Annotated in this window: 15 protein-coding genes; 12 read left to right on the forward strand and 3 right to left on the reverse strand. The window is 69.7% G+C overall.

Annotated features, from left to right (window positions below; translation table 11 throughout):
• Positions 1-56: 56 nt before the first annotated feature.
• The 8 genes from B3I25_RS02650 to B3I25_RS02685 all read left to right on the forward strand — a co-directional run bounded on the left by B3I25_RS02650 (position 57) and on the right by B3I25_RS02685 (position 9574).
• Entirely contained in the window at positions 57-452 is a 396-nt protein-coding gene (locus B3I25_RS02650; RefSeq protein ID WP_144996777.1) for an FKBP-type peptidyl-prolyl cis-trans isomerase, read from the forward strand.
• The gene (locus B3I25_RS02655) at positions 453-2717 is read left to right on the forward strand and encodes a WYL domain-containing protein (RefSeq protein WP_286737717.1); all 2265 of its coding nucleotides are present in this window, start codon (positions 453-455) and stop codon (positions 2715-2717) included.
• Positions 2718-2741: 24 nt separating this feature from the next.
• Positions 2742-3122 carry a hypothetical protein gene (locus B3I25_RS02660; RefSeq protein ID WP_098055482.1) on the forward strand — a complete coding sequence of 127 codons (381 nt, stop codon included), beginning with the start codon at positions 2742-2744 and terminating at the stop codon, positions 3120-3122.
• Positions 3106-3447 carry a Sec-independent protein translocase subunit TatA gene (gene tatA / locus B3I25_RS02665; RefSeq protein ID WP_286737718.1) on the forward strand — a complete coding sequence of 114 codons (342 nt, stop codon included), beginning with the start codon at positions 3106-3108 and terminating at the stop codon, positions 3445-3447. Before B3I25_RS02660 ends, tatA begins: the two co-directional genes overlap by 17 nt.
• 195 nt (positions 3448-3642) lie before the next feature.
• Positions 3643-4455, forward strand: a complete 813-nt coding sequence (tatC, locus tag B3I25_RS02670; protein WP_286737790.1) for a twin-arginine translocase subunit TatC — start codon at positions 3643-3645, stop codon at positions 4453-4455.
• A gap of 47 nt (positions 4456-4502) precedes the next feature.
• Entirely contained in the window at positions 4503-7331 is a 2829-nt protein-coding gene (locus tag B3I25_RS02675) for a DEAD/DEAH box helicase (RefSeq protein WP_286737719.1), read from the forward strand.
• Positions 7332-7379: 48 nt separating this feature from the next.
• Positions 7380-8645 (forward strand): hypothetical protein, encoded by a 1266-nt coding sequence (locus B3I25_RS02680; protein WP_286737720.1) that lies wholly within the window; start codon positions 7380-7382, stop codon positions 8643-8645.
• 188 nt (positions 8646-8833) lie between these two features.
• Positions 8834-9574 carry a polyprenol monophosphomannose synthase gene (locus B3I25_RS02685; protein WP_286737722.1) on the forward strand — a complete coding sequence of 247 codons (741 nt, stop codon included), beginning with the start codon at positions 8834-8836 and terminating at the stop codon, positions 9572-9574.
• Between the two features lie 165 nt (positions 9575-9739).
• On the opposite strand, the gene B3I25_RS02690 is transcribed toward B3I25_RS02685, so the two are convergent.
• From B3I25_RS02690 to B3I25_RS02700, 3 genes are all read right to left on the reverse strand, one after another.
• Positions 9740-10075, reverse strand: coding sequence for an RNA polymerase-binding protein RbpA (locus tag B3I25_RS02690; RefSeq protein ID WP_035961581.1), 336 nt, complete (start codon positions 10073-10075; stop codon positions 9740-9742).
• Between the two features lie 118 nt (positions 10076-10193).
• Positions 10194-11414, reverse strand: coding sequence for an SPFH domain-containing protein (locus B3I25_RS02695; RefSeq protein ID WP_286737723.1), 1221 nt, complete (start codon positions 11412-11414; stop codon positions 10194-10196).
• A 50-nt stretch (positions 11415-11464) separates the two neighbouring features.
• Complete coding sequence (locus tag B3I25_RS02700) at positions 11465-11956, reverse strand: NfeD family protein (RefSeq protein ID WP_286737724.1); 492 nt, start codon at positions 11954-11956, stop codon at positions 11465-11467.
• Positions 11957-12292: 336 nt separating this feature from the next.
• On the opposite strand from B3I25_RS02700, the gene B3I25_RS02705 reads away from it, so the two are divergent.
• From B3I25_RS02705 to B3I25_RS02720, 4 genes are all read left to right on the forward strand, one after another.
• Positions 12293-13174, forward strand: coding sequence for a PRC and DUF2382 domain-containing protein (locus B3I25_RS02705; RefSeq protein WP_286737725.1), 882 nt, complete (start codon positions 12293-12295; stop codon positions 13172-13174).
• A 321-nt stretch (positions 13175-13495) separates the two neighbouring features.
• A complete protein-coding gene (gene thrS, locus B3I25_RS02710; protein WP_286737726.1) occupies positions 13496-15628 on the forward strand; it encodes a threonine--tRNA ligase in 2133 nt (710 codons plus the stop codon).
• Complete coding sequence (locus B3I25_RS02715; RefSeq protein WP_144931830.1) at positions 15625-16200, forward strand: HIT family protein; 576 nt, start codon at positions 15625-15627, stop codon at positions 16198-16200. Before thrS ends, B3I25_RS02715 begins: the two co-directional genes overlap by 4 nt.
• Positions 16201-16253: 53 nt before the next feature.
• Positions 16254-17567 (forward strand): Mur ligase family protein, encoded by a 1314-nt coding sequence (locus B3I25_RS02720; RefSeq protein ID WP_286737727.1) that lies wholly within the window; start codon positions 16254-16256, stop codon positions 17565-17567.
• Position 17568: the final 1 nt, after the last annotated feature.

The raw sequence follows: 17568 nt of genomic DNA on the forward strand, positions 1-17568 counted from the left end.
TACACTGTGTGCTCGGCACGGCCCCGCCCGGGGGCCCACGACGAAAGGTAGAGCCCGTGTCATTCGGAGAGCGCAAGCTTGATCGTTCCAAGCCGGAGATCGACTTCCCCCAGGATCCGGTTCCCACCGAGCTGCGGATCGTGGACGAGATCCAGGGCACCGGCCGGGAGGCGAAGGTCGGGGACACGGTCTCGTGCCACTACGTGGGTGTCACGTACTCGGGGGGCGAGGAGTTCGACGCCTCCTGGAACCGCGGTGAGCCGCTGGGCTTCACGGTGGGCGTGGGACAGGTCATCCAGGGCTGGGACCAGGGTCTGCTGGGCATGAAGGTGGGTGGTCGGCGTCGGTTGGAGATCCCCTCCGAGCTGGCGTACGGCTCGCGCGGCGCCGGCGCCGTGATCGGCCCGGACGAGTCCCTGATCTTCGTGGTGGACCTGCTCGACGTTCGCTGAATGGCGCCCTCCGCGGGGCCCTCGGCGCGCCGTTCCACCACGGCGTCCGCCGAGCGGCTCCTCAACCTGCTGATCGCCCTGCTCGACCGCGAGTCCGGGTACACCCGTGAGCAGCTGCGCGGGATCGTGCCCGGTTACGACCGCGCCGGGAACCAGGACGCGTTCGAGCGCATGTTCGAGCGCGACAAGGCGCACCTGCGCTCACTCGGGTACCCGGTGGAGGAGATCCCGGACGACGACCCCTGGGCCTCGGACGCGCAGCTCACCCCGCGCTACCGCGTGCCCCGGGGCTCGTACCGGCTGCCCCGGGTACGGTTCAGTGCAGAGGAGTCCGCGGTGCTCGCCGTCGCGGCGGACGCATGGAACGACGCTGCCCAGGACCGGCTCGCACGCCGCGCCCTCGACAAGCTCGAACCGGCGCTCAGCGGCGAGGCCGCGCCGGGCCGGGACCTGCAGCCCACCGTGGCCGTGGCGGACCCCGCCTTCGAGCCGCTGCTCTCGGCAGTGCTTGCGCACCGCACAGTGCGCTTCGACTACGTGGACCGCACCGGGGCATTCTCCCAGCGCACGGTGCAGCCGTGGGGTGTGGGCTCCCGCTACGGAGCCTGGTACCTCGCGGGCTGGGACACGGACCGGCGTGCACAGCGCACGTTCCGGCTCTCCCGCATCATCTCCGAGGTAGAAACCACGCGCGAGACGTTCGAGCCGCCCCGGGACTTTTCCATGGGCGGTCAGCTCGCGCGCATGGTCAGCCAGCCGCCGCAGCTGTGCGTGGTGGTCCATGTCCGCCAGGGCGCGGGCCAGCTGCTGCGCCGCATTGCTGCGCCGTCCGACTCACCCGCGTGGCGGGCTCCCGAGGGCTACGACGCCGTGCAGCTCGCGGTGCACGACACCGAGTCCGCGGCGGAACACGTGTGCGCGGCGGGCCCGGACGCCCGGGTGCCCCGCGAACCCGTGCCCGGCATTCGGGGCGACGCCGCACAGGGCGGGAGCGCCCCGACGGCCGAGGGCGGGCCGTCGGCCGAACCCGATTCGACGAGCGACGACGCCCCGGCCGCCGAGGACATCGCGACCCAGAACGCGGTCGCCGACGCCGTGGCCCGCAGACTCCGTGACGCGCGGGCCTTCCAAGCGCGGATGCCCGGCGTGGACGTGCGTTGGGGCAAGCAGCGCCGTCACGGCGCGGCCAAGGCCAGCACCGAACAGCACCTCGCGCGGCTGCTACACATCGTGCGCCACGTCTACGCCCACCAGGGCGCGGAGCTCGAGGAGACGGCCCGGCACTTCGGGATCACGGACGCGGAACTCGTCAACGACCTGCAGACCCTGTTCGTGTGCGGGCGCCCGGGGCACATGCCGGACCAGCTCATCGACGCGTCCTGGGACGACGGCCACATCTACCTGGGCAACGCGCAGGAACTGTCCGAACCCGTGCGGTTGACCGTCCCCGAGGCCAGCGCGCTGCTCATGGGGTTGCAGACCCTGCAGGCCGTTCCGGGCGGTGACAGCAGGGTCGTGCGCTCGGCCATGCAGAAGGTCGCGACCGCCGCGGACGCGCTGCCGCTCGCGGACGCGCTTGCGGCACCGGACGCCGACGCCGCCGCGGAGCCCCGTGACAGCGCGCTCGTCACCCGCCTGCGGGACGCGATCAAGAACGGCCGGCGCGTGCGGTTGCAGTACCTCGTGGCCTCCCGGGACGAGGTCACGGAGCGGCATGTGGACCCCGTGCGGATGATCTTCTCGGACGGGCAGCAGTACGTGCGGGGCTGGTGCCTGCAGGCCAACGCGCCGCGCACGTTCCGCACCGACCGGATCGTGGGCTGCGAGGACGTGGGTGAGGCCGAGGTGCACCCGCGCATGGAATCGGAGGTGCGTTCGAGTATCCAACCGGCCAAGCGTCGTCCGGTCCAGGCCGTGGTCGTCACCGATCGGCGCGGGCGGTGGATCGTGGAGCACTACCACGCCAAGCGCTTCGTGGAGGTCTCCGTGCCCTCGGCACCGGGGGAGACGGAGGAATCCGACGCCGCGCCCCGGGAGGCGAACTCCCAGCCGATTCCCGGGTCCCGCGCACGCGCGGCGCGGGGGCCGCGTCCACTGCCCGAGTACGTGGCCGCGGAGGTGGACTTCCCCACACTGGATGCACTGTCGTCCCTGGTCACACGGCATGCGGGACACGTGGGCGTGGTCTCACCGCCCGAGGCCGTGGCCGCCGTTGAACAGTGGTTGAACAGCAGCTGTCCCGAGCCCACCCCCGGGCGTCCGTAGCCGTCGATTGCCTATACTGGGGCCATGCTGTGGTGGATGTGGGTCGTGCTGTGGACCGTTCTGGTCCTGGGCGCTGCCGCGTTCATCGGGTGGGTGCTCTACCGGGTCGTGCGCACGCAGGTGCTGCCCGCGCTGGACGAGATCGAGCGAAGCGGTACCGATTTCGCCACCCGCTGGAACGCCGCGGCCCAGGGACACTCCACGCCGTTGCGCACACCCGCCCCGCCAGCCATGTTCACCCCGGTGGACGAGACCCGCGCCGCCTACCGTAGCGGCCGGGACCAACGACAAACAGCTCGGCTCATCCGCAGGATGCAGCGCAGGGACACCCTGGGGCAGCCCCAGAGGTATTCGGACGTGCGCCGGGTTGAACAGAAAGGACTCCGCCATGGGCCGCTTGTTTGACAGCCCCCTGACCCTCGTTTTGATCCTCGTGGTCATCCTGCTCCTCTTCGGTGCCCCCAAGCTGCCCGGGATGGCTCGTAGCCTGGGCCAGTCCCTGCGCATCTTCAAGTCCGAGGTCAAGGAGATGAAGCGCGACGACGATCCGAACGTGACCGTCAACGGCCAGCCGGTCGCCGATGGCCAGCCCGTCGCGGGCACCACCGCCGCGCAGTCGAGCACCCAGCCCTCGGTGCAACAGCCGGCCGCCGAGCAGCCCACCGTGATCACCCCGCAGCCGGGCCAGCCCGCGCCCACCGTGGACCAGAACCAGCGCCCCACCGCCTGATCCCGGCATCGTCCGTCGGGACCCGCGCGGGGCCGAGCCGCACGGCTCGGCCCCGTCGCATGCGGGTGAACGGCCCGTCAGAGAGGACAGGGACCCATGTCCACCACGGATTCCGGGAAGGCCCCCGGTTCCACCCGGCAACAGCGCCGGGAACGCCGCAAGAGCACGTCGCGGCGGCACAACCCGCAGGCCCAGATGGCGCTCAAGGAGCACCTGCGGGAACTGCGTAACCGCCTCATCAAGTCCGCCGTGGCCACCGTGCTGGGCGCGGTGCTCGGCTTCATGGCGTACGAGCCGTTCATGCAGTACATCACCGAGCCGCTGCAGCGCCTGGCCGAGTCCGGGCGCACCGCGACCATCAACTACTCCTCGGTGGGCGGGTCCTTCAACATCATGGTGGAGGTCGCCGTGGTGCTCGGGCTGATCTTCGCGTCGCCGGTGTGGCTGTACCAGTTGTGGGCGTTCATCACGCCCGCGCTGCACAAGAACGAACGCCGCTACGCCATGGGCTTCCTCGCCGCGGCGATCCCCTTGTTCCTGGGTGGGTGCGCCCTGGCCGTGACCGCGCTGCCCGCGGCCGTCTACGCGCTCACCGCGTTCACGCCCGAGGGCGGGGCGAACTTCGTGGAGGCCGGGATCTACCTGCGCTTCTTCCTTCAGCTCATCCTGACGTTCGGGATCTCGTGCGTGGTCCCCGTGCTGCTCGTGGGTCTCAACGTGCTGGGCCTGCTGTCCGGGCGCACCGTGCTCAAGGCGTGGCGGATTGTGGTGGTGGTCGTTCTCGTGATCGCCGCGATGGCCGCGCCGGGTCCGGATCCCGTGACCATGCTCTACCTGGCCATCCCGCTGCTGGTGCTGTTCTTCGTGGCCGTGGGGCTGTGTCTGTACCTGGACCGGCGTCGCGCCAAGAAGCAGGCCCGGCAGGCCGCCGCGACCGGTGCCAATGCGGACCGGGGAACCTCGGCGGAAGCGCTGCGCTCGATGGGCAGCACCGCCCACGGAGACTGATCCGCCCCGATTCCCGGGGTGTCAGAGGCACCGCGTAGGGTGGGAGCATGTCTTCCCCCGCCGAACGGTACATTGCCGCGAAGGCTCGCGCGGCCCACGTGAGCACGGAGCTGTCGGCCTTCGAGAACACCGTGGACTTCGAACTGGACCCGTTCCAGACGCAGGGGTGCCGCGCTCTCGAGGAGGGCCGGGGAGTGCTCGTGGCCGCCCCCACGGGCGCGGGAAAGACCGTGGTGGGGGAGTTCGCGATCCACCTCGCACTGACCCGGGGTAAGAAGGCCTTCTACACCACGCCCATCAAGGCGCTGAGCAATCAGAAGTTCCACGAATTCTCGCGCCGCTGGGGCTCGGACCGTGTGGGTCTGCTCACGGGTGATACATCCGTGAACTCGGAAGCGGACGTGGTCGTGATGACCACCGAGGTGCTGCGCAACATGCTCTACGCGGGCTCGTCCACCCTGGCGAACCTGGGGTTCGTGATCATGGACGAGGTGCACTACCTCGCGGACCGCTTCCGCGGTGCGGTGTGGGAAGAGGTCATCATCCACCTGCCCGAGCACGTCCAGCTCGCGTCCCTGTCCGCGACCGTCTCCAACGCCGAGGAATTCGGTGCGTGGCTCGATGACGTCCGCGGCAGCACGGACGTGGTGGTCTCCGAACACCGTCCGGTCCCGCTGTGGCAGCACGTCCAGGTGGGGCCGCAGCTGCTGGACCTGTTCGTGGACGACACCACGGTCGAGGAGGCCGCGCAGCGCCACTCGGACAAACACCGGGACGAACCCGAGGTCAACCCCGAGCTGCTGCGGTTGTTCCGCGCCCAGCATCCCCGCGGGGGTCGGTCGGGTGGGCGCGGACCCGGTCACCGCAATCGCCGTCGTCACGGCGGCCGCCACCAGGAGCCCCGCACCGGGCGTCAGGAGCGGATCTCCCGCCCCCAGCTGTTGCGCCGGCTCGACGCCGAGGCCCTGCTGCCCGCCATCACCTTCATCTTCTCCCGCGCCGGGTGCGACGCCGCCGTGGCACAGTGCGTGGCCGCGGACCTGTGGCTCACCACGCCGCAGGAGCAGCGCACCCTGCGCGCGTTCGCGGCGGAGGCTACCGCGCACATGTCCACCGCGGACCTCGCGGCGCTGAACTACGAGGACTGGTACCAGGGCCTCATCCGGGGGATCTCCGCCCACCACGCGGGCATGCTGCCCGTGTTCAAGGAAGTGGTCGAGCAGCTGTTCTCGGAGGGGCTCATCAAGGCCGTGTTCGCCACGGAGACCCTGGCGCTCGGGATCAACATGCCGGCCCGTTCCGTGGTGCTCGAACGCCTCGACAAGTTCAACGGTGAGGCTCGCGTGGACATCACCCCGGGGGAGTACACCCAGCTCACGGGGCGCGCGGGCCGGCGCGGGATCGACGTCGAGGGCCACGCCGTGGTGCTGTGGCGGGACGGGATGAACCCCCAGGCCGTCGCGGGACTCGCGTCCACGCGCACGTACCCGCTGAACTCGAGCTTCCGGCCCACATACAACATGTCCACCAACCTCATCGCGCGCTACGGGGCCAAACGCTCCCGGTCCATCCTGGAGACCTCGTTCGCGCAGTTCCAGGCGGACCGCTCGGTCGTGGGCCTGGCCAAACGGGTGCGCTCCCAGGAGAAGACCCTCGAGGGCTACCGGGACGCCATGACGTGCCACCTGGGCGACTTCACCGAGTACGCTGCGCTCCGCCGTGAGCTCACGGCGGAGGAGAAGTCCGCGAGCAAGTCCCGCTCGGCGCGTCAACGTAACGACGCCGCGGTGGCCCTGCAGGACCTGCTGCCCGGGGACGTGATCGAGATCCCTCAGGGCCGCAACGCCGGGTGGGCCGTGGTGCTGCGCGAGGACGCGCACCCCTTCGACCCGCGCCCCCACATTCTCACGGTGGACGGCAAACTGCGCCGGGTGGGTGTCAACGACCTGGACGGTTCCCTGGAACCCGAATCCCGGATCCGGATCCCCAAGCACTTCTCGGGGAAGTCCCCCCAGGAACGCAAGGACCTCGCCGCGACCGTGCGGGCCGCGTTGCGCGAGCACCGTCCCGCGCGCGCCCGCTCGGGCGGTCACGCGATCCGCTTCGACCGGGGGACCTCCGCGCGCGATCACCGGATCGAGGACCTGCGCCGACGGTTGCGTTCGCACCCGTGTCATGGTTGTTCGGACCGCGAACAACACGCCCGCTGGGCGGAGCGCGCGTGGAAGCTCGAGAAGGACACCCAGGCACTGCGTAAGCAGATCGCCGGGCGCACCGGGAGCATCGCCGCGACCTTCGACCGCGTGTGCGCGGTGCTCACGCACTTCGAGTATCTCAGCCCGGACGAATCCGGCCACCTGCAGCCCACCGCGGCGGGCGAACAGTTGCGCCGGCTCTACGGTGAGCGGGACCTGCTCCTCGCACTGTGCCTGCGGGACGGCTTCCTGGACGGACTGGACGCCCCCGGACTTGCCGGTGTCATGACCGCACTCGTCTACCAGCCCCGGCGCGAGGACCAGGGCGCGCGTCCCAAGATGCCCACGGCCCACATGGAGGAATCCGTCCAGATCCTGCTCCACAACTGGTCGGTGCTCTCCGCGCGCGAGGCCGAGCACCGATTGCCGCTCACCGCCGCCCCCGAGCTGGGGCTCGCGGACGCCATGTACCGCTGGGCCCGGGGCGCCACCCTGACCCGGACGCTCACCGGCACGGACCTGGCCGCGGGGGATTTCGTGCGCTGGGCCAAACAGACCGTGGACGTCCTGGACCAGTTGCGCGGCGTGGAAGGGCTCGATCCCGAGCTGCGCGAGACCGCGCACCGGGCCATCGAAGCCGTGCGCCGCGGCGTCGTCGAGTACAGCGTCTTCGACCAGTAGGACAATGCCGGGCGCGGGGGTTCCGCACGCCCGGTCGGAGGGAATCACGTGAAGTCAGAACAACAAGCCGTGCGGGTGTGGATCAACGGATCGGTGTACTCGCCCGCTGACCCGTTCGCCACCGCCATCCTCCTGGACGGCGCGACCGTGGCGTGGGTCGGTTCCGACGACGCCGCCCGGGCCATGGCCGGCGCGGACGTCACCCCGGGAGACCTGCGGGCCGCGGTGGTCACCCCCGCGTTCGTCGCCCACCACCGAGTGGTCGGGTCCGGGCAGCTTCCGCGCGTCGAGCACGGCTACGGAGCCGTGGAACTGGTGAGCTCGGACCCCGACGCGCTCGACGCCGCGACGCGGGAGGTCCGCGCGGACGGGCTGCACGCCCTGCCGATCCTGGTGCGCCGCGCGCGGGACACCGACGAGCTCGACCCCTCGGCACTGCCGTGGCCCGCCCTGGGGTTCGACGCCGCTCCGTTCGGTGATCCCGCTGCTCTGGCCGATGCCGCGCGGGAGCACCTCGTGGCATGCACGCGAGTGGGGCTGCAAGCGGTGCTTGTTCTGCCCCCGTCCGGGGACGGCGCGTCGGAGAGTGGCTCGTTCGGGAACGACCCGTCCGGAAGCCGACTGTCCGGGAACGAGTTGTCCGGGAGCGACGCCTCCGGCAACGACCGCCCCGAGGACGATCCGGACGAGACCGCGGGGGAGGACGAGGCGTCGACGGAAGATGCGTCGTCGTCGTCAGGGGATCCCCGCGTTGACGCGTTGCTGGACGCCGCGGACGCCGCCGTGGAGGAACTCGGCGGCCGGGCGTTCCATGCGCGGGGGCACCGGATCGTGGGCGTCGAACAGTTGTCCGAGGCCCAGTGCGAACGCCTGGCCGATCTGGCGATCACCGTCTCGTGCGTGCCCGGACGGGCGCCGCTGCGGGACCTGTCCCGTGCCGGTGTGCCCGTGACGCTCATGACCGACGACCCCAATCCGTGGACCGCCGTCAAGGCGGCCCTCGAGGCACCCGACGAGCACCTGCGCACCTCCGCGCGCGCTGCGTTCCTGGCTCTGACCCGCGGGGTGTGGCGCGCTCACCGCGGGGGCACACCCCTCGCGGGGCAGCTCGCACCGGGCGCGGAGGCCACGCTCGCGGTGTGGGACGCCGAATCCGTCATGGTGCAACAGGCCCAGGGCACGGGTGCGTCGTGGAGCACGGACCCGCGGGCGCGCACGCCCGTCCTGCCCGCGCTCGACGATTCCCGCTTGCCGCGGTGCGAGGCCACCGTGGTGGCCGGGACGCTCGTGAGCGGCGCGGAACCGCGCCCATGACGTCGCGTTTCCATCTTGGTCCTGATCGCCCCTGACGTTAGACTGAGTTCTTACTGCCGGGTGGGTTCATCCGTCCTTAGAAAACAGCGCGCGCCCTTCGGGCCGCTCTGGTCCGAAGGCGGATGGGCCCGCCCAGTGGTCTGTCCGGGCTCGGGTGCCCGGCTGCCAGCGGCATGAAAGGACGCCCGGTGCGAGTTCTCACCATCATCCCCACGTACAACGAACGTGAATCGTTGCCCACGGTCATCAAGCGGCTGCGCGCCGCCGTGCCGGACGCTCACGTGCTGGTCGCCGACGACAACAGCCCGGACGGTACCGGTGACATGGCTGATGCCATGGCCGAGCATGACGGCAACATCCACGTCCTGCAACGACCCGCCAAGGAGGGCCTGGGGCCCGCGTACCTGGCCGGTTTCGCGTGGGGTCTCGAGCGCGACTACGACGTCCTCGTGGAGATGGACGCGGACTGCTCCCACCAGCCCGAGCAGTTGCCGTTGCTGCTCGACGCCGTGGAGCAGGGCGCGGACATGGCCATCGGTTCGCGCTACGTCCCGGGTGGGCGCACCGAGAACTGGCCGCTGCAGCGACAGCTGATCTCGCGCGGTGGCAACATCTACTCGCGTGTCCTGCTGGGCACGTCCATCCACGACATCACGGGTGGCTTCCGCGCCTACCGGGACACCACGCTACGGGCCCTGGACCTGGACTCGGTCCGCTCGCGCGGCTACTGCTTCCAGATCGACCTCGCGTGGCGCGCCGAGCGCCTGGGGCTGAAGATCGTGGAGGTGCCCATCACGTTCGTCGAACGCGAGGAGGGTGCGTCCAAGATGAGCAACGACGTCACCGTGGAGGCCGCCACGAGCGTGGCCAAGTGGGGCCTCACGGCCCGTGCGCGCACGCTCGCCGGGAAGCTGGGCCTGGGCCGCTGACCGGGCCGCTGCTCCGTGCCCGGCCGGCTCGCGGGTCGGTTCGAGCCACCGCGTCGGCATCGGCTCGCACGCACCTGCTGTTCGTCCGACGGAACGACCCCCGCCCATCGGGCGGGGGTCGTTCCGTCGGTGTGTCGGCGGTCGATCACCGACCGCCCGGGGGAATCAGAGGGCGTGCTGCTCCTTGTAGAACGCCAGCCGCTGCTCGAGGGTCTGCTCGAGTTCTTCCATGCTGCGCCGCTCCAGGAGCATGTCCCAGTGGGAGCGCTGGTGCTTCTCGTTGGGGTTCTCGGGTTTCTCACCGTTGACCAGGATGGCTTCCTGGCCGGTCTTGGTGGTCCACACCGGGGGGATCTCCGCCTCCGCCGCGAACATCACGGACACGGACTCGCCGTCCGCGGTGCGGTATTCCACGCGCTGACGCGGCGCGGGCTCCACCCCGGCCTCGGTTTCCATGGACTGGGAGCCCAGGCGCATCCCTCGTAGGCTGCGATCACTCACGCGACGATCCTTCCCGACGTACTTTTTCGTGGGCCGCGGGACGACGACGCTGCGGTGCGTTCACACCCGGCGTCCCGTCCTCGCGGGCCCACCCTTCATTTCCCAGCGTAACGGGGAGTCAGCGGGATTCATTCCCCGGATCGGTCTCGGGGGCCTCCGGGCGGGCGTGCCGGGGCAACGAGCCGGACTCGGCATCCGTCCCGGTGGTGCCGGCGGTCGTGGGTTCCGAGTCCGTGACCGGCAGGTTGACCTCGTCCACGTGGGGATCGGCGGCCTCCTGGGCGATCGGGGACGTGTAGGGCGAATCCGGCATCTCGAACTCGCTCGGGTCCGTCAAGGTGAGGTCCGGTTCCAGGTCCTTCTCGGTGACCTTGACGGTCTCGTGCTCCACGATGGGGGCGCTCTCCGGCAGGTCCGGTGCCACGGGGGCCTCGTCCTCGTACTCGTCGTCCTCGGGGCCGTCCGACGCACCGGGGTTGAGGTAGGAACCCACACCGCGCAGCGCGGTGCTCAGCTCGGCGGGGATCATCCACACCTTGTTGGCCGTGCCCTCGGCGACCTTGGGCAGGGTCTGGATGTACTGGTACGCCAACAGCTTTTGGGTGGGGCGGGCGCGGTGGATCGAGTCGAATACCTTGGCGATGGCCTGCGCTTCACCGTCCGCGCGCAGGATCGCGGCCTTCGCGTCACCCTCCGCAGAGAGCACGGCGGCCTGACGTTCACCCTCGGCGGTGAGGATCTGGGACTGCTTCTCGCCCTCGGCGGTGAGGATCGCGGCGCGGCGGTCACGCTCGGCGCGCATCTGCTTCTCCATGGAGTCCTGGATGGATGGCGGGGGAGTGATCTCCTTGATGTCCACGCGGGAGATCCGGATGCCCCAGCGCCCGGTCGTGGAATCCAGTACGCCGCGCAGCTCCGCGTTGATCTTGTCGCGGGAGGTCAGGGTCTCCTCGAGGTTCAACCCACCCACCACGTTACGCAGCGTGGCGCTCGTGAGCTCGTCCACGGCCTGGATGTAATTGGTGATCTCGTACGTGGCGGCGCGGGGATCAGTGACCTGGAAGTAGACCACGGTGTCGATGCCCACGACCAGGTTGTCCTCGGTGATCACGGACTGGGCGGGGAACGGCACGACCTGTTCGCGCAGGTCGATCAGGGGCAGCAACCGGTCGATGAAGGGGATGAGGAAGTGCAGCCCGGGATTGAGGGTGGACTGGTACTTGCCCAGTCGCTCCACGATGCCCGCGCGCGACTGCGGGACGATCCGCACCGCTTTGATAAGGGCGATGACCGCGGCGAGCACCACCACGGCCAACAGGACGATGATGACGATGGACATGGGGTCCTTTCGGTGGGGGTTCGGCGGTGCGCTGGGGCGCTCGTCCGGGGTCAGGGTCGGACGCCGCGCCCGGGGTTGGTCTGCGTGGGCACCGGGGCCACGTCCGCGACGACCGCGGTGGCCCCCTCGATGCGGTGGACGTAGGCGGTGCTACCCTCGGGCAGGGCGGCGGCCGTGGCGGTGCGGGCGGTCCAGATGTCCCCCTCCAGGCGCACCAGGCCGCTGTGCTGGCTCACGGGCTCCAGCGTCATGCACCGCAGCCCGATGAGGCGATCGGTGTTGGAGCGGGTCGTGGGCGTGGACCTGTTGAGACGTCGCAGGGCGATCGGGCGGATCAAGAAGATCAGCAGCACCGACACCAGCGCGAACATCACCACCTGCGCGGTGAAACTGTCCACGACCAGGCTCACGCCAGCGGTGACCAGGGCGGCGAGCGACATCATGAGAAAGAGGAAGTCCAGGGTGAGCATCTCGATGGCTGCGAGCACCAGCATCACGATCAGCCACAGGATCCAGGGATTGTTGACCAGTGCGTCCCACACGGTGCGGCTCCGTCCTCGTCCGGTGTCATCGGTTCTCGGATGCCCCGGTGCGAGCCCGGGGATCCATCTCACGTGGTCCAGCCCATTGTGCCCTACGACACCGACGTGATCCCGCAGGCCCCACGCCAGTGCCGCTGGTAATCACATGCCGCGGCGTTCCCGCGGCAATGGCGCGCCGGTTTCCCCGTGAGAGAAACGTGCGGGAAATCAGTAGCGCGTCACTATGTGGGTCGTAATATGGGTCACGAAGCCAGACCACACACCCATTGCGGGTGCGGCGGCCTACGGCGCACAAACCGTGCGCCGGCAGCAGAGACTTACTGAGGAGTTAATGCGATGACCACGTTCGACGTGAATGCAATTCTGTCCAGCACGGCCTACGGTTCCGACGGTGACAAGATCGGCAAGGTCGAGCAGGTCTTCCTGGACGACAACTCGGGCGAGCCGACGTTCCTGACCGTCAACACCGGTCTGTTCGGCGCCAAGGAGAACTTCGTTCCTGTGAAGGGCGCTCGTCAGGACGGCGACCGTGTGGTCCTGCCCTACACCAAGGACGTCATCAAGGACGCTCCGAAGGTCGACGCCGACCAGCACCTCTCCCCGGCCGAGGAAGAGGAGCTGTACCGCTACTACGAGCTGAACTACGACGACGGCCGTACCGCGGGCACCGATCGTGATCGCACCACCGCTGCCGCTGGTACCGCGGGTGTCGCCGGCACCGCCGCCGCCGACCGCGATGTTGCCGATCGCGATGTTGCCGATCGTGACCGCGACGCCGTGGACCAGGACCGCCGCGACGTCGCCGCGACCGCCGGTGACGAGGCCTCCGTGGTCCGCCACGAGGAGCGCCTCAACGTGGGCACGCAGGAGCGCGAGGCCGGCCACGCCCGCCTGCGCAAGTACGTCGTGACCGACCACGAGACCGTGGACGTCCCCGTCGAGCGCGAAGAGGTCACCGTCGAGCGCACGCCGATCAACGACACGAACGCTCGCGTGGACAACGGCACCATTGGTGAGGAAGAGGTGGACGTGACCCTGCGCGAGGAGCGTCCCGTGGTCCAGAAGGAAGCCGTGGCCGTGGAAGAGGTCGGGCTGAACAAGCAGACCGTCCAGGAGACCCAGCGCGTCGAGGCCGACGTCCGCAAGGAACAGGTCGATGTCGAGACCGACGTCGATCGTGGTGACCTCGGCCGTGACGGCGAGGCTCCCCGCCGCTGATCCGCGGCGCGCGGCTGACGCCGTGTGAGCACTGACGGTTGTACCCCGGGTTCCGGCCCGGGGTACAACCATGTCCGGGTACAACCGCGCCGGGGCACGCCCGCGTCCGCGCACCGCGCTGTCGTGGAGGCGGCCGGCTCGGCCGGAGAGGCGCGGTCCGCACGGACGCGGCCCCGCAGCGGCGTCGTGCCCGTCTTCGTGGCGGCGGGGCCGGGGCGGTAGCATCAATGAGGTCGTCGGCGCGTCCAGCGCGCGAGTCCTGCACGACGGCCCGCCCCCGGTACGGGCGGGCGCACACAAGATCTGACGAGGAGAAACACCATGACGGATGCCCCTTCCCTGCGGTTGACGGTGGACGGCGAGTCACGCACCGTGGACCAGGGCACCACGGCCGCGGAGCTGTACAGCGAGCAGCGCGACGTCGTGGTGGCGCACGTCAACGGTGAGCTCAAGGACCTCGCGACCGAGCTGCGGGACGGGGACACCGTGGAGCGCGTGCTGATCGGTGACCCCGAGGGCCTCGAGGTGCTGCGCCACTCCACGGCCCACGTGATGGCCCAGGCCGTGCAGGAGCTGCGCCCGGACGCGAAACTGGGGATCGGGCCCTACATCACGGACGGGTTCTACTTCGACTTCGACGTCGAGGAGCCGTTCACCCCGGACGATCTGAAGAAGCTCGAGAAGTCGATGCTCAAGATCGTGAACAAGAACCAGATCTTCCGCCGGCGTAGCGTGAACGAGGACGCTGCCCGGGCGGAGATGGCGGACGAGCCGTACAAGCTCGAACTCATCGACCTGGCCGGCGGTCCCGGCTCCGGTGCCATGGACGAGTCCGCGGAGGGTGCCTCGGTGGAGGTGGCCGCCGGTGACCTCACGATCTACGACAACCTGGACCGTAAGAGCGGGGACGTGGTGTGGCGGGACCTGTGCCGCGGCCCGCACCTGCCGGACACCAAGCACATCGGCAACGGCTACGCGTTGATGCGTTCGGCCGCCGCGTACTGGCGCGGGAGCGAGAAGAACAAGCAGCTGCAGCGGATCTACGGCACGGCATGGCCCACCAAGGACGAACTGCGCGAGTACAAGGAACGATTGGCAGAGGCCGAGCGCCGCGACCACCGCAAGCTGGGTGTGGAACTGGACCTGTTCTCCTTCCCGGACGAACTGGGCTCCGGGCTGCCGGTGTTCCACCCCAAGGGCGGGATCATCCGCAAGGAGATGGAGGACTACTCCCGCGAGCGCCACGCCCAGGCCGGGTACGAGTTCGTCTACACGCCCCACATCACCAAGGGTCATCTCTACGAGGTCTCGGGTCACCTGGACTGGTACCGGGACGGTATGTTCCCTCCCATGCACGTGGACGAGGAGCGCGACCCGGCCACGGGTGAGCTGACCAAACCGGGCCAGGACTACTACCTCAAGCCCATGAACTGCCCCATGCACAACCTGATCTACCGCTCCCGGGGCCGTTCCTACCGGGAACTGCCGCTGCGGTTGTTCGAGTTCGGTGCGGTCTACCGCTACGAGAAGTCCGGTGTGATCCACGGCCTCACGCGTGTGCGTGGGATGACGCAGGACGACGCCCACATCTACTGCACGCGTGAGCAGATGAAGGACGAGCTGACCAGCACCCTGAACTTCGTGCTGTCCCTGCTCAAGGACTACGGTCTGGACGACTTCTACCTGGAGCTGTCCACCAAGGACCCGGAGAAATTCGTGGGTTCGGACGAGATCTGGGACGAGGCCACCCGCACCCTGCAGGAGGTCGCCCAGGACTCCGGTCTGCAGCTCGTACCGGATCCCGGGGGAGCGGCGTTCTACGGTCCGAAGATCTCCGTGCAGGCGCGGGACGCGATCGGGCGCACGTGGCAGATGTCCACGATCCAGCTCGACTTCAACCTCCCCGAGCGCTTCGACCTCGAGTACCAGGCGTCGGACGGCACCCGGCGCCGGCCCGTGATGATCCACCGGGCCCTGTTCGGGTCCGTGGAGCGGTTCATGGGCGTGCTCACCGAGCACTACGCGGGGGCGTTCCCGGTGTGGCTATCGCCCACCCAGGTCCGGGCGATCCCCGTGGCGGACGCCTTCGACGACTACCTCGACGAGTTCGCTCAGGCCTTGCGCGAACGCGGCGTACGTGTGGAGGTGGACACGTCCTCGGACCGGTTCCCCAAGAAGATCCGCACGGCCTCCAAGGACAAGATCCCGTTCGTCGTGATCGCCGGGGGCGACGACGCCGAGGCCGGTACCGTCTCGTTCCGCTTCCGCGATGGCTCGCAGTACAACGGAGTGTCCCAGCAGGACGCGGTGGAACTGATCACGGGCCACATCGATCGGCGTCAGAACGCGGACCCCACGGCGCCCGCGCAGGACACCCCGGAGGCCCCGGCCGCAGGGGACGGCGCCGTCGCGGCCGACACCGCGGCGGGTGACGCGGCGTCGGGACAGTCGTGAGTGCCCCGGACGCCGCGGCGTCGGACGGGGAGGGCGTGAGCCGGGACGAGTTCGAACTGCCCGGCGACCCGGACGGTTTCCAACGGCTGTGGACCCCGCACCGGTTGGCGTACGTGCGCGGGGAGGAGACGTCCGTGGAGCAGCCTCCGGGCTGCCCGTTCTGCACCGCGCCGGGCCGCTCGGACGAGGACGCGCTGATCGTCCACCGCGGGGAGCACTGCTTCGCGGTGCTCAACCTCTTCCCGTACAACCCGGGCCACGTACTCGTGTGCCCGTACCGCCACGTGGCGGAGCTCACGGAGCTCACGGACGACGAACTGTGGGAGCTCAACACGCTGACCCGCACCGTGGTCCTCGTGATCCGGGACGTCGCCAGCCCCGCGGCGTTCAATGTGGGACTCAACCTGGGCCAGGCCGCCGGCGGTTCGCTGTCCGAGCACCTGCACCAACACGTGGTCCCGCGCTGGACGGGGGACGCGAACTTCATGCCCGTCGTCGCCCACACCAAACCCCTCATTCAGACCCTGGCGGCCACGCGCGAGGACATCGCCCGCGCGTGGCCCCGGGACTGACCCCCCCGCGGGCCCCGGACCGCCCCGCCGGGCGAATCCGCCCGCTCACTAGGATGGAGACCATGTCCCGACCACTCGTACGTGTCCTCGGCCAGGGGGTGCGCTGGGCGTCGAGCCTGCGCGGCGGTGGCTCCGCCTTCCCCGGCCTGGTCATGGAGAAACTGCACCCCGGGTTCGTCGCGGAGGAGCTCGCCAAGCTGCCACTCGGCGTGGTGGTGATCAGCGGCACCAACGGCAAGACCACCACGACCAAGATGACCGTCCAGTTGTTGCGTTCACAAGGACTGCGCGTGTTCACCAATCGCACGGGCTCCAACTTCGTGCGCGGTGTCGCGGCGTCCCTGCTCGCGGAGATGGACGCGTTCGGTCGGCTCGTGGCGGACGTCGCGGTGCTTGAGCTGGACGAGGCCCACGCGGTGCACTTCGTGAGGCAAGTCCGGCCCCGGATCTCGCTGTTGCTCAATGTGATGCGGGACCAGCTCGACCGGTTCGGGGAGATCGACACCACGCGCCGGATGCTGAGCCAGGTCGCGCGCGCCACCACGGGCACGATCGTGCTCAACCGCGAGGACCCTCGGATCGCGAGCCTCGCCCAGGACGTGACCGAGGACACCGCCGTGAGCTGGTTCGGGCTCTCGGACGCACTGCGCCCCATGTTCCCGTCCGACGACGACATGCGTGACGGGCTACGGCAGGTGGACCCCGGCGCCCAGGACTCGGACGTGCCGTCCGCGCGTCGGCCCGACGCCGACGTCGTGCTCGAGGCCGTGAACGCGCGCAGCGTGGAACTCGACGTGCGCGGGCGCAAGCACGACGCCACGGTGGACCTGTACGGCGTCTACAACCAGTACAACGCCGCGGCCGCCCTCGCCACGAGCTTGCAGGTGCTCGGCGACGCCGCGGACGTCCCCTCCCTGGTGGCCGAACTGGGGGAGGTCACCCCGGCGTTCGGTCGCGGGGAGACCATCACGGTCCAGGACAAGCCCCTGCAGTTGCTGCTCGTGAAGAACCCCGCGGGCTTCCGGCTCTCCCTGGCCTCGGCCTCCGCGCAGGACTACGCCACGATGATCGCGATCAACGACCAGTACGCGGACGGCCGGGACGTCTCGTGGCTGTGGGACGTGGACTTCGACGCGCTGCGCGACGGCGGCGTGGACATGGTCTCGGGCGTGCGCGCGTGGGACATGGCGCTGCGCCTGGACTACGACCTCGTGCGCGTGGCCACGGTGGAACCGGACCTCGAGGACGCGCTACGCCGGTTCATCGCGGACTCGGGGGAGCGCCCCATGAGAATCTTCTGCACGTACACGGCCATGCTCTCCCTGCGCAGGATCCTGGGCGACATGACGCACGTGGCGGCCATCTAGG

This window comes from Kocuria sp. UBA1838, assembly GCF_002338785.1.
GTDB classification, from domain to species: domain Bacteria; phylum Actinomycetota; class Actinomycetes; order Actinomycetales; family Micrococcaceae; genus Kocuria; species Kocuria marina.